The organism is Acinetobacter johnsonii CIP 64.6, assembly GCF_000368045.1.
Taxonomy (GTDB): Bacteria; Pseudomonadota; Gammaproteobacteria; order Pseudomonadales; family Moraxellaceae; genus Acinetobacter; species Acinetobacter johnsonii.
The window spans coordinates 210,436-223,648 of the sequence record NZ_KB849235.1 but is presented as its reverse complement, the minus strand read 5'-3'; the positions used below and the strand labels follow the sequence as shown (position 1 = coordinate 223,648).

General features: G+C 39.6%; 12 protein-coding genes, 1 tRNA gene and 1 pseudogene. 6 read left to right on the top strand and 8 right to left on the bottom strand.

All coding sequences use genetic code 11. The features are described from left to right. Positions 1-9: 9 nt before the first annotated feature. Genes F986_RS06840 through F986_RS06830 form a run of 3 tightly spaced genes read right to left on the bottom strand, consistent with a single transcriptional unit; the run spans position 10 to position 3,864 of the window. The gene (locus F986_RS06840; protein WP_004693430.1) at positions 10-1,428 is read right to left on the bottom strand and encodes an LLM class flavin-dependent oxidoreductase; all 1,419 of its coding nucleotides are present in this window, start codon (positions 1,426-1,428) and stop codon (positions 10-12) included. After that, positions 1,428-2,651: an SfnB family sulfur acquisition oxidoreductase gene (locus tag F986_RS06835; RefSeq protein ID WP_004693427.1), complete on the bottom strand. Its 1,224-nt coding sequence runs from the start codon at positions 2,649-2,651 to the stop codon at positions 1,428-1,430. The genes F986_RS06840 and F986_RS06835 overlap by 1 nt, the downstream gene beginning before the upstream one ends. A gap of 10 nt (positions 2,652-2,661) precedes the next feature. Next, positions 2,662-3,864, bottom strand: coding sequence for an SfnB family sulfur acquisition oxidoreductase (locus tag F986_RS06830; RefSeq protein WP_004693426.1), 1,203 nt, complete (start codon positions 3,862-3,864; stop codon positions 2,662-2,664). A 380-nt stretch (positions 3,865-4,244) separates the two neighbouring features. Here F986_RS06830 and F986_RS06825 point away from each other — a divergent pair, with 380 nt between their 5' ends. Together F986_RS06825 and F986_RS06820 are read left to right on the top strand one after the other, a co-directional pair. After that, a complete protein-coding gene (locus F986_RS06825; protein WP_004693425.1) occupies positions 4,245-5,009 on the top strand; it encodes a glutathione S-transferase family protein in 765 nt (254 codons plus the stop codon). Positions 5,010-5,289: 280 nt separating this feature from the next. Continuing rightward, positions 5,290-5,760: an Lrp/AsnC family transcriptional regulator gene (locus tag F986_RS06820; RefSeq protein WP_004693423.1), complete on the top strand. Its 471-nt coding sequence runs from the start codon at positions 5,290-5,292 to the stop codon at positions 5,758-5,760. Between the two features lie 361 nt (positions 5,761-6,121). Here the strand turns inward: F986_RS06820 and F986_RS06815 are convergent, their stop codons facing one another. From F986_RS06815 to F986_RS06795, 5 genes and pseudogenes are all read right to left on the bottom strand, one after another. Then, positions 6,122-6,871: a YebC/PmpR family DNA-binding transcriptional regulator gene (locus tag F986_RS06815; protein WP_004693421.1), complete on the bottom strand. Its 750-nt coding sequence runs from the start codon at positions 6,869-6,871 to the stop codon at positions 6,122-6,124. 261 nt (positions 6,872-7,132) lie between these two features. Further along, complete coding sequence (locus F986_RS06810) at positions 7,133-7,705, bottom strand: 1-acyl-sn-glycerol-3-phosphate acyltransferase (RefSeq protein ID WP_026056467.1); 573 nt, start codon at positions 7,703-7,705, stop codon at positions 7,133-7,135. A 927-nt stretch (positions 7,706-8,632) separates the two neighbouring features. Continuing rightward, positions 8,633-8,896, bottom strand: coding sequence for a hypothetical protein (locus F986_RS06805; RefSeq protein WP_004693415.1), 264 nt, complete (start codon positions 8,894-8,896; stop codon positions 8,633-8,635). Next, entirely contained in the window at positions 8,897-9,106 is a 210-nt protein-coding gene (locus F986_RS06800; RefSeq protein ID WP_004693413.1) for a hypothetical protein, read from the bottom strand. Continuing rightward, positions 9,103-9,696: pseudogene (locus tag F986_RS06795) on the bottom strand (DNA cytosine methyltransferase); the annotation flags it as partial. The gene F986_RS06800 and the pseudogene F986_RS06795, both read right to left, overlap by 4 nt. A gap of 425 nt (positions 9,697-10,121) precedes the next feature. Here F986_RS06795 and F986_RS06790 point away from each other — a divergent pair. From F986_RS06790 to F986_RS06770, 4 genes are all read left to right on the top strand, one after another. Then, entirely contained in the window at positions 10,122-10,361 is a 240-nt protein-coding gene (locus tag F986_RS06790) for a hypothetical protein (protein WP_004693409.1), read from the top strand. A gap of 383 nt (positions 10,362-10,744) precedes the next feature. Further along, positions 10,745-11,032, top strand: a complete 288-nt coding sequence (locus F986_RS06785; protein WP_017397023.1) for a hypothetical protein — start codon at positions 10,745-10,747, stop codon at positions 11,030-11,032. Between the two features lie 98 nt (positions 11,033-11,130). Further along, positions 11,131-11,207: transfer RNA gene (locus tag F986_RS06780), tRNA-Met, on the top strand. 339 nt (positions 11,208-11,546) lie between these two features. Beyond that, positions 11,547-12,622 (top strand): IS3 family transposase gene (locus tag F986_RS06770; RefSeq protein ID WP_115613870.1). Its coding sequence is split into 2 segments (ribosomal slippage): positions 11,547-11,799 and positions 11,799-12,622, totalling 1,077 coding nucleotides; the frame shifts between segments, so codons are not numbered across the junction. Positions 12,623-13,213: the final 591 nt, after the last annotated feature.

The following is a 13,213-nucleotide window of genomic DNA, read 5'->3' as shown; positions in this document are numbered from 1 at the left end:
TTTTAAAATTTATGCGGTTTGTTTTTGCTGTGTTTTAGAATCAGGGTTCGAGCTTTGACATCGATACTGCTGTACAGGGTGGTTTGCGGTCAGTCGGTCACCTTGAGCGAATAATTTATGGCGTAAACTACCTGTTTCATAGGCGGTTTTATAACGGCCACGCTCTTGTAATTCTGGGATGACCCAACGAATAAAGTCTTGATGTGACTCTGGGGCAACGGTTCGTGTGAGATTAAAGCCATCTACGCCAGTTTCATCTATGAGCTGAATGAGCTTTTCTGCTACAGTTTTTCCACTCCCGACGATCAGTGGATAGCGTCCACCGAGTACATGTTGGGCTTTCAAATCCGCTCGCGTAACTTTTTGCTCTTTAAATTTGTTATTGACCGAGGCAATGCTATTGGTTTGTTTATAAGGAATCGCTTCATCATCTGCAAACTGTGCTAAATCTATTCCAACTGAACTGGAAAAATGCGCCAAACCTGCTTCTGGACTGGCATAGCGAATATATTCGGCCAGTTTTTCTTGTGCGAGTTCGTCTGTTTCTGCCGTCACTACACTAATGCCAACGAAGAGTTTAATGGCTTGCTCATCACGTCCATGGCTTAAGGCAAGTGCACGAATCTTATCGACTTGCTGTTTAATTTTTTCAGGCGTGTCAGCACCAATAAACATGGCTTCAGCATGTTGGGTTGCAAAGGCTAAGCCTTTACTCGAAGCGCCCGCTTGATAAAGTACAGGCGTCCGCTGTATAGATGGAGAAACTTGAAAAACGCCCTGACTTTGGAAAAATTTACCTTGATGCTGTATGGCATGAACTTTTGAAGGGTCGGTAAAGACACGGTTTAATTTATCTTTTTGTACGGCATCGTCTTCCCAAGAACCTTCCCAAAATTTATAGCAAAGTTCGAGAAACTCTTCAGCTTGTTCATAACGTAAGTCGTGATCTTTTAAACCTTTTTGACCAATTAGCCGTTCTGCGCTGTCTAAGTACCCCGTGACAATGTTCCAACCAATACGACCGTGGGTTAAATGGTCAAGGCTCGCAAAGCGCCGTGCAAACTGATAAGGCGACTCATAGCTTAAATTTACAGTGACGCCAAAACCTAAGTGCTGTGTAACGGCAGCCATAGCAGAAACGAGTGTACTTGGGTCATGGCTTGGAAGCTGAATTGACTCTTTTAGGGTTAAATCCAGACCGTTTTGATAAACATCGTAGACACCCGTAATGTCGGCGATAAACAACCCATCAAATAAACCTTGCTCTAAAGTTTGCGCCAAATCGGTCCAATAGCTGAGTTCATTAAAACGATGTGACTCATCGCGTGGGTGTGTCCACAAACCGTGATTGATATGACCTACGCTATTCATATCAAAGGCATTCAGGATGATTTGCTTCGACTTGTTATTTTGAGATGATAGTGTCATTACAATGTCCCTCTGCGTGGCGGAAGTACACCATTAAGAAGATAATTGGCAATGAAGTAATATTTCCAACGTGACGCATCATGTAGCGTGTGAACACGTGCATTACGCCAAAAGCGGTCTAGGCCATCTTCACGCTGACTACCACGACTGCCTGCCAGTTCAATCAATTTCGAAGCGGCTTTTAATGCGGTTTCTGTACTGTGTGCACGAACTTTCGCTACATCCAGTGATGCTTTAGCAATGTTTTCTATGGTTGGATAAGGACGTGCTGCATCGATTGAGCGAGCCGCTTGTTTGAGTAAGACTTCACTGGCACGAACATCGGCAATTACTCGTCCCAGTTCAAACTGTGTTAGAGGATCATCGGTTGCCTGTTCAACAGCAGAGTCAATCCACGGACGAGCCTGACGCACACGAACCAGTGTTTCCTCAAAAGCAGCACGCGCGATGCCTGTTTCAATGGCAGCATGCATAATTTGAGCAAAAGGCCCAACCAGAGTCGGTCTAGAAAAAGCGGTATCGAAAGGAACAATATCTTCAGCATCTACAGCGACATGATTGAATTTGACTGTACCGCTGCCTGTGGTACGTTGACCAAAACCCGACCAATCATCAATCAGTTCTAGTCCTTGGCTACTCCGTGGGATAAAGACCAGAAACTCTTTGTCATCGGCATCTTTGACTAAAGTGGGGATGCGGTCTGCAAACAGACTGCCTGTGCAATAAAACTTTTCACCATTGACCACATAGCCTTGTTCAGTTTGGTTGAGTGCAGTTTGTTTTTGTGTTGCGTTTTTAGTTTTAAACTCTGCCAAGGCATTACCAAAGCGTGCCCCTTTGAGCACTTCTGCATAGAGTTTACGCTTTTGTTGTTCAGTACCGTTGTTACGTAAAACCTCTAAGGCATAGAAATGGTTCTGGGGAATTTGTCCAATCGAACCATCCACACCACTCATCAGTGCGATAATTTGCGCGACCGTATAGCTTGAAACATCTGCCCCCCCAAATTCCTTCGGTACAGTAATGGCCCAAAGCCCAGATTGACTATAGGCTTCGATTTCCGCAAAAGGCAAAACTCGTTCAGCATCACGTTGGATAGCCTGTTGTTTAAACTGCGCAGCTAAATTTTTGGCTATTTCTAAAGCTTCAGCATCACTTTGAATAATATATGCATATGCTGCATTTTTGGATTGAAATGGAAGAATAGGTTGAAATGAAGTCATGACGTTCTCCTTAAATCCAAGCGTGGCGAGCAGGAAAAGTGTTGTTTAAATAGTAGTTACCCAGTGCATGCAGCTTCCAGCGGATCGGGTCGTGTAAGGTATGCACACGTGCATTGCGCCAATGTTGATCTAAGTTATGCTGGCTTAGGCTCGAACGACTGCCGCCAAGCTCTAGAAGTTTTTCAGAAATTTGTAGTGCAGCATCATTGGCATAGACCTTAGCTTCGGCGACTAAAATAGAGGCTTGAGCTGCTTGTTCGGCACTGACAACGCTCAGTTGGTCGAGCTCATCTAAATATTCAGCAGCTTCATCGAGCAGTAAAATAGCGGCATCCAACAGGACAGCGGATTTGCCGACTTCTTGTAAGGTGTAATGTTCAAAACTGGCTTTCTCAACTTGTGCATCGACAATTGGTCGGGCTTTTTTAACTGCTGACAAAGTGTCTTCAAATGCGGCTTCTGCAATACCGACATCAATTGCAACTTGCATTAACTGCGAGAAAGCACCGCGATAATTGACGTCTTCAGCCAGTTTCCGCTCATCAAAGATAAGTAGTGGATCGACTTCAACCCGTTGTAATTTTACTGTGCCGCTTGAAGTTGTACGCTGACCAAAACCGTTCCAGTTATCGATAACTTCCACACCTTGTGCTGTGGCATCAACAATAGTCAGTACCACATACCCTTCAGGGTGAAGGGCTTTAATGGCTAACCAATGAGCAAAGCTACTGCCTGTAGAGTAGAACTTTTCACCATCGACATAGTAACGACCATTTTCAATACTTAATGTCGTACTCAGGGTTTTAGTGTCTTTGGTATTTCGTTCGGGGCCGCCATTGGCAAGGCGTTTGCCGTTTAATATTTCATTAAAAATAAACTGTTTTTGTTGTTCGCTGCCCAAGATATCAATCATGTTGAGCAGCGCAATTTGGTTTTGTGGAATTTGACCGACACTTGAGTCGGCTTTATTAATAATGCGAAAAACCTGAGCTAAGGTTTTGTTGGAAACAAATGCGCCTCCAAAAGCTTGAGGAATACGAATACCGCCTAATCCTTTTTGGCTAAATAACTCGACTTCAGCAAAAGGAAGCTGACGGTTCTGATCACGTTGATCCCGACCTTCTAAGGCAAAGTCAGCGACATGATAGGCTGCATTAATCGCATCCTGATCATTTTGTATCACGTGAATATTTTTAGTGAGTGTTTGAGACATAAAAGCACCTTTACTTAATGCCTATACGCTACTTGGGATTGCTTGAATGATTAAATGAAGGATTTTGAATTACTTAGCAGCTAAAAAGTTAAAAATAAAATATGCTAAGTTTAATCATTTAGATGATATGTTAAGAACTTGAAAAATAAGGAATAACTAATTTAACGGTGGGGTAAATAGTATGATTAAAGTCTTACTTATCAACATTTGAGATATTGTAGAGAAAAAAACGTATAAATTTGATAAAAGCTGTTGAACATTTGCTAGGCAGTTTTGAGTAAAAAGTACATTGTAAATCCTAAATACAGTGACTAAAGTATCCAACTGAAATAGATGGCTTTTCTGAAAAGCCAAAATAGAAAAATAAATGTGGAGCATTTATGAGAACTTTATACCAGTTTCCTTTATCTCATTTTTGTGAGAAAGCTCGCTGGTTGCTCGATCATAAAGAGCTAGATTTTGTCGCACAAAATGTGGTGCCTGGGGTTCATCGGGCTTTTGCACAGTTAAAGACCGGTCAAAATAAACTGCCTATTTTGCGTGATCAGGATAAATGGGTCGCTGATACTACCGAGATTGCGCTATATCTTGATGAGCGTTATCCAGAACATCGACTGTTACGTAATGAAGCACAGCTTCGTAAAGAGGCTTTAGATGTTAATGCGTTAGCCAATGATTTGGGATTGCATGTGCGTCGTTGGGGGTTGGCCCATGCATTGTCCGATAACGATCAATCGCTACAGATTATGTTGGGTGAAAAGGGGTATTTACGTAAATTTGAAAAATACACCAAACCTTTAATGAAAACGTTGATGTCGAAAGGCTATGAGTTGAATGCAGAAAAAATAGAGCATTCCAAAGCCGAAATGCAGCGGTTAATTGAAGTATTGAATGAGAAGTTAATTGCTAATCATGGACGTTACTTTGTCGGGGATCGTTTAGGTTTGGCGGATATTGCTGTATGTTCGATGTTAGCGCCTGTGCTGGAAATTAAGGGGACACCTTGGGAAAAAGACCATGAGGAAGGTCTATCTGAAGAATTTAGTGCTTATAAAACCTATTTAACCAATTTACCCTTGGGGCAGTATGTTTTAAGAGTCTATCAAACCGAGCGCAATGCTCGAGTCGACTGGCGCGGCGTTTAAAATAAGCTTAAGCCCAACAAGGCAAAGGTGATGTGTGATACAGACAGCCTTTGCCTTTCTTGTATTTTCAATATCATGATTTATAGAAGCTGAATAGAAAGTTTCTCAGTCTATTTATAACTTTGTAAAAGATCATGGCACTCTTGGTCCAAAAAGGCTGATATATTCTTATCAATCTGAAAATATATGAAAAAAAACTGCAAATAAGCTTTATCTTTCATTTGAAATGCTTAATATGAAATAAACACCTATAAACATAAGTTGTCATGAGAGTTAAATAATGGAATTAGATCGTTTTGATAAGCAAATTTTAGAAATTTTAAGTAATGAAGATATCAATCTAAACGAATTATCAGAGCGTATTAATCTATCGGTCAGTTCAGTACATCGTCGTATTAAGCACCTCATTGATAACGACATTATGACCAAAGTTAAGCGTGATATTAACTATCAAAAGCTCGGTTTTAGTCTACATGTTTTGCTACAAGTATCTTTGAGTAAACATGATACCGACACTTTTTCCAAGTTTTTAGAAGAGCTAGAAAATATTCCTGAAGTGACCAATGCCTTTTTAGTGACAGGGCAGTCGGCAGACTTTATTGTTGAAGTTGTTGCAAGAGATATGGAAAACTATAGTGATATTTTACTCAAACGCATTGGTAAAATCGAACATGTGGTGGCACTGCACTCAAGCTTTGTGATTAAAGAATATAACGTTTTTAACTGTAGTGGTTTGTTGAGCAAAGTCTAAGTCACGCTGAACTTGTATGAGTCTAATGAGTATTAGGCTTCCTACTTTCAAAAGTTTGCATATTATCAGCGACAATAAGAGCACATAAGCTGTGTATGTTAGAGGTGCTACAGCAGAATGATGTTGCTATTTAATGGGTCGTGAAAAACGCTCGGTGGTAAAGTTTTCTGATCTTTCGTGATCGCTTGTTGGAAAATCAAAAAATAGTGATGGCGTATAACCAATTAAAACAAGACAGCCAACATTTAATGATGGATGAATATCGATTTAAAAAAGCAAAATTTATTGAAAGGGTTTTCAATCAGCCATAAAAAATGCGCTCCCAAAGCTATATTTGAGAACGCATTTTTAAAGCAGAAGATTAGGCGTCTAATTCTGCCAATACCGCGTCAGAGAATTCAACGTTGGTATATACGTTTTGTACGTCATCTAAATCTTCAAGCATATCAATCATTTTCATAATCTTTTTGGCTTGATCGATATCGGTGATTTCGGCTTTAGTTGAAGGGCTCATGACCACTTCAGCATTGTCCGATTTTAAACCTGCAGCAGTTAAAGCATCTTGTACATCACCAAAAGATTCAGGTGTAGTAATGACTAAGATTTCATCTTCATCCACTTCGATATCTTCAGCACCTGCTTCAAGTGCCACGTCCATGATTTGATCTTCTAAAGACACATCTTCAAAAGTGATCTCGCCACGTTTTGTGAACAAGAAAGCAACTGAACCGTTTGTGCCTAAGTTGCCATCTGTTTTTGAGAAACAGTGACGGACATCCGGTACAGTACGGTTTAAGTTGTCAGTCATGGTTTCCACAATAACTGCAACACCACCAACACCATAACCTTCGTAAGTAATTTCTTTTAAATCATCGTTATCTTCACCACCAGCACCACGTTGGATTGCACGGTTGATGACGTCGCGTGTCATATTTACAGAAAGTGCTTTTTCTACAACTGCACGAAGACGTGGGTTGCTAGCAGCATCACCACCGCCAAGCTTTGCAGCAGTTGTTAATTCACGAATAAATTTGGTAAAAAGTTTACCACGGCTAGCATCTTGTTTTGCTTTACGATGCTTAATATTGGCCCACTTGGAATGACCCGCCATGCGAAATATGCTCCTTGTAGATTGGCTTTGTGCCTATCAAATTGTGCAAATTCTACCATAAGCACTTTTTTATGCGAAAGTAGGTGTTTTTCTGAAATCTGCCTGAACAAACAAAAAAGAATTAAAATTGTTTGAAATAAATACAGTTATTTCAAATTTACCTTGTAAAGGAAGTTCACTTTAAAAATTAACTGTTGGGAAACACCCACAGAGACCTAAAAGAATAGCGTCTTCACATTCTTTTAGGTTAATTAAATGACCTTATTGTGCAGCAGTTTTAGGTTCTGGAATCTCAATATCTAAACCAACATGCTCTTTATAAAGTGCTTTAATAAGCGCTAAGTCATGATCTAGATCTGTTGGGTAGATTTTTCCAAAAATACCGCCTTGCTTGGTTTTTGAGTTCGCGTACATGAGTACAATAGGCACATTTGCTGCTTTAGCAATATGCCAAAACCCAGTACGAATAGGTTTACGTACTTCACCTGTTTTGGCACGTGTTGCTTCAGGTGCAATGACTAAATTGAATTTTTCATTTTGGCTAAAGTGTTCAACCATTTGAGACACAATGTCTTTATTTGACTTACGATCGACCGCGATACCACCAATGGCTTCGAGTATGGGCTTCATTGGCCCTTTGAATAATTCTTTTTTAATCAGGGTATGGATTTTCATATCGTAGATTTGAAAAATTGCCAGTGACAAGACAGCATCCAACATAGAAGTATGTTCAAATCCAATAATGACTTGCTTGTCTTCCAAAACGTTTGGTTCTACATGATATTTCCAGCCTGCGAGTTTAAACGCAGACTCACCAATGAATTTTTTTAACATGAGCATAAAAATACAAGTGTTTTTTAAAGAGGCTAATGTCTGCTTGTTTGCGGTTTGAGTCAAGTCCTACTTGGTTGTACTTGCCACTTTTATGAATCGGCTTGAATCCTAAGTAGTTGAACAAGGTGAGGGTAGAAATGGAGCATTAAGATGTTTTAAATCTAATCAAATAGAAAATAAATATGGTGAAAATGAAAATACTACTATTCATAATCGAAATGACGGATTAGACTTTGGTCTAAGATTAAAGTGTGCATTTTCACACTTTAACTTTGGTTTAACAAAGTTCAGGATTGTTAAAATGGCTTATCTTTCGACTTTTGTATGTGCAATCGTTCTCTTTTTTTTGGTTGTTCTATGGTCAGTTATTGAGTTTTTCATTGAGTCACGAAAAAAAGAAGAAGCCAGTATTTAGTTTTTATCCAATTTAATTAAATTCTATTATTCTAGTATTTATAAGTGCTTTTGAGTCTTAGCATGTAACTCAAAGATCGTGAAAGACCTGATATGTCAGTTTGATGATCTAAATTTCCTTGATTGTTTGGATAGTGTACAACCATGTATGAAAAAGCTTGTCTTTTGAAAAATCTTCGCTAGTATTTATTCCGCCTGAACTTGTTGACATATAACAAATTCAGCATATTAGGGCCTATAGCTCAGTTGGTTAGAGCAGCGGACTCATAATTCTAAATTCTCCTATAAAATTCGCAATTCCATACAATATTTCGCAATATCCTGCATCTTAAATAATCCTCAAACACCTATATTTACAGCATATTGCAATATCTGACTATCTATTACGATCTACGGAAATAGCTCTAGCGTCTACAATGAGTCTACTTGTGGTTCCAATTTGTAGACTCTAAGTAGACTTACTAAAATATAAAATCATATTCAAAAATAAAGCCCTCAACTGAGGGCTTTTTATTAGGCTGTGTGTTGGAGCCGGTTGCTGTCCATAAATTCTAAAACATCACTTTTTCGATAGAGTACTGTTTTAGCTGTCGGTTTTGAAAAGGGTATTCCACCACCTTCACATCTCTTCTTTTGCAGCCAAGCCAGTGAAATATGAAAGGTTAGTGCAATGGCTTCGGGTGGAAAATCCGCTTCAGGTGGCGCATTACGAAAATCTTTAATTACAGCTTTTTTTTCGCATGCAGACATTTTATCGATTTTAGTTAAACGAGCCATTTAAGATACCTCCTTCTTAATATCAATTAACTCAAACGGTAATTTGGTATCCAAGCCCTTGCATTCATCCTTATATCCAAAACTTACAAGGATGTGATATAGGGCAGAGGCTTGCTCCGCCGTGAATGTCTTGGTTGCACCTGATTGACCTATAACGAGTGGTGCGAATTCTTCAGCAAGTTCTTGGGCGATGTGTTGGAGGTCTTTCATGCTGCACCTCGATATTTGCTTTCATGTTTAAAATTGGCTTCGACCAATGCTCGAGATAACTGAGGGCAAACTGAATTACCAACCATTCTTGTTTGCTCAGTTTTAGTCAGTCGGATTTCGGTACCATGCTCATCCAATCCTTTTTCAAAAATATAAGAATCAGGAAAGCCTTGAGCTTTGAATAGCTCTACTGGTTGAAGCATACGGAAACCAATATCTACAATTTGATATTGCTGTTGGCCAACAGTTACCAATCCAAACCGGTCACGTGTTGGAATAGTGCGTAAAGGTTCCCCAATTGAATTACCGTCTTTCTCATTGCCATAGAAGGCAGTCAGAAAAGCGCGTACTTCAGCAAACTGATTAACAGTGGTCATGGTGTGGATCGGTTCACTCAACTCCTGACCAATGCAGTTGTTCTTCATCTTCGATAAATGACTGACAACAAGTGAATTGTGGTCCCTGGCTGTAATTGTATGGACGGGTTCTTTTGCTGAACTACCAACGACTCCAGTATAGTTTTTGGCTAAAAATGCCGACACTAAGCCGTGATGCCCACCAGTTGCAATTGTGTGTAGGGCATCTGAAACGGTCACTTCATCAAGGCTGGTTACGTCTACAGCTGTGAATTCATTACCTGGTACGCCGTAGCTGCCTTCAAATGCTTCAACTTCAAAACGTGCAGTAACGCGAAAACCATCTAAACGAATAATCGCTTCGCCGTGGTTATCACCAGTCATGCGTAATGCAAGAAGTTGATATTCGGATGGCTATGGAGTCGGCAATTGATGAGGCGTCAAAGGCGGTTGAAAAGTATAAGAAAAATACTTACAAGGAATTAAAGGCCTAGGGATTCCATTATTTCGGAATCTAAGCTATAGTTTCACTATACTGGTCGTATTACGGGTTATCCGAGACCAAGACTTAAAAGCTCATCATTTGATGGGCTTTTTTTTGACATTGTTTGTTCATGAAAATAAGCAATAATGAATTTTTGTTTTGAGCTTTAACTGAAATGGCAATTCTAACTGTCAAGAAATTAGATGATACTCTTAGTGAATTAGTAGTTAACGGCAAAAAACCTGAAAAGATTTTGTTGGGTTATAAAGCGTATGGCGAGCTAATGAATGATCGTAGCTTTTTTGAGGAAGTAGCAGGGTCGGCAATGGATCCAAACAAACGAAAATATAAAAATATTAAAATTAAGGTTACCCAAGACGAATACCAGTTTGAAGTGAAGTGTTCAAAAGAATAGGTTTAAGCATCAAGGAAAGCTCGCCAAATGGTGGGCTTTTTTTTATTCCTAAATAATTTGGAATAAAATGTGAATGAGATCTCAATATAAACCAAGTATATTAGTTGGTATTAAGTTCTCCATGATAGTTAATATCTGTTTATACCTGCACCTTCCCCAAGTTGCAGGTTTTTTTTGCTTCATTTTTTATTCGATTAATGATTTAATTATTTTGTTGTAAATAAAAACAACGATTCCTTGTATCAGCGCAAAATGAGTCAAGGGGAAAAGCCTTACAGAGATGTAGGGCTTTTTTATTGCTGTATACAAATTGCATGGGCTTTGATGGGCTTTTTAAACAACTAAGATGGTATAGTGACGCTCTCTTTTAAGTGCTCCTCTATATGCCTGAAATCTATAAATACATTTACACTCAGATTAGTGTATTCGGTTCATTACCAACACATAAAGTTCTTATAAATAGTACACATAACAAGACCAAATTAATTTTCGCTGATAATACTTTTGTTTATGGGGCTGTTTCTGATTGGGCAGTAGGTCTATCCGGGCTTGATTCGAGAAAATCAATATGGTCGGAAGAACCCAAGTTTTTTTTAGAGGGTGAAAAGAGAAGATTGAGCCTCTATCGAGCATCTCATCCAGCATTTATAACTGAAGCAATTTTAGGGTAGGCTTTAGATATTTTGAATTTCGTTAATACTATAAGTGTTTATATTTCAAATAAAGTTTGCTTTGTGGTTGCTTAGGGCGTATAAAGCTAACTCGTTGATGCGGGATGGAGCAGTCTGGTAGCTCGTCGGGCTCATAACCCGAAGGTCGTTGGTTCAAATCCAGCTCCCGCTACCAACGAAAAAAGATTCAAAGTTTATAGCCTAGTCCCCGTGGATTAGGCTTTTTTTATGGCGGCTTGACTTTATTCGTAGTGGTTTAAATTTTAATGCCGCCACCCAGATATTTAATTACATCAAAGCTCGGTCAAATGATTGGGCTTTTTAATGCCTGAGATTCTATAAACCTGACTCACTGGTGATCTTATGAAATAACGTCAGCCATTAGGTAATTCGGATTTGTGACGCTATGCATTCATTTGCTCAGCTAAAAGCGCAAACGGTGGGGTAATCCCCCCTAAAAATAATAGGATCTAAAAGTAGAATTTTCTCTTAAGATACGAGCAGGAGATTCTGCATGAAAACATCTAAATTTACTGACAGTCAGATCATGTCCATCTTGAAACAGGCAGAATCTGGCACACCTGTAGCGACCCTTTGCCGTGAACACGGCATGAGTAATGCTACCTTTTATAAATGGCGTGCCAAATATGGTGGTATGGATACATCATTAATGGCTCGACTGAAAGAGCTAGAAGCCGAAAATACCAGACTTAAAAAGATGTATGCGGAAGAGCGATTAAAGGCCGAAATCATCCAGGAAGCGATGGCAAAAAAGTGGTAAAGCCATCTTGCCGGCGTAAGATGGCACAACAGGCAGTTGCCCAGCATGCCATTAGTATTCGTTTGGCTTGTAAAGCATTTGGCATTAGTGAAACCTGCTACCGCTATCAAGCCAAACTCAGCGATGACAATGCACTCATTGCTGAACAGCTCATTGAACTCACTGAGGAAAATTCCGATTGGGGCTTTGGTTTGTGCTTCTCGTATTTACGGCATGTTGAGAGTTGCTGCTGGAATCACAAGCGGGTTTACCGCATTTACTGTGAGTTGGCACTGAATCTGCGTATTAAACCGAGAAGAAGACTAAAACGGCATGCGCCTGAACCATTGAAAGAACCAATCCGAGAAAATCAGGTTTGGTCATTAGATTTTATGCATGATCAGCTTTCCGATGGTCGCAAGTTTCGATTATTGAATGTGATTGATGATTACCGCCGCGAAGGCCTAGCCATTGACGCAGGGTTCTCATTGCCCACAATCAGGGTTATTCGTACGTTGAATCAATTGCTGGAGTGGAGAGAAAAACCGTTAGTGATCCGATGCGATAATGGTCCCGAATTTATCAGTCACGAATTTGTGCGCTGGGCTACTGAGCACGGTATTCGTATTGAATATATTCAACCGGGTAAGCCACAGCAGAATGCGTATATTGAACGCTATAATCGGACCATACGTTATAGTTGGCTGAGCAAGCATTTATTTGATACTTTGGATGAAGTACAAGATTATGCAACAAACTGGTTGTGGCATTACAACCATGAAAGACCACATCAAGCTAACAAAGGAAAGCCACCTCTAATGGCTGCTTAACCTCTACTTTTAACTTCGGTTATTTATGGGAGGATTACCGTGGGATGCTGAAACCAGCCGTATAAATTGGTTTGAATCCAATGTGATTTCGTCACATATTGAGTTAGCCTTAGAGCCATAAATTGTGGGTGACACCCCGACTAATCAAGATGAAAGACACAAAGCGGATCAATAGCTAACTTTGAGAAGTTTATTGTGTCGAGTAGCGGTAGATCAGTTGCCGAGCTGGTCAATATCGTAATCTAAGGCAAGGGTGTGGCAATTTGCCACGTCCTTTTTTTATTGCCCTGAGAAATATTAGTGTAATCACACCAAGTTAAAATGCTTGATTAGCCAGGAGGGGATCTTGTTTAGTTCGACAAAATTACTGACATTATTATGGAAATAAATATCATAAATTTATGTTTTATAAGTAAAAGTAACTGACATTTCTTGCGACATGATTGCTTGATTGTCCAGGAGTAAAATCATGCTTAGATTACTGATGTGCTTATTCGGCCTGCATGGTGCGACTGAGATCGATTAAACGATTGATGATGAAGAAATCAAGGTGTGTCGGGATTGTTTGAAAGAAGTTAAGTGATATTTAAG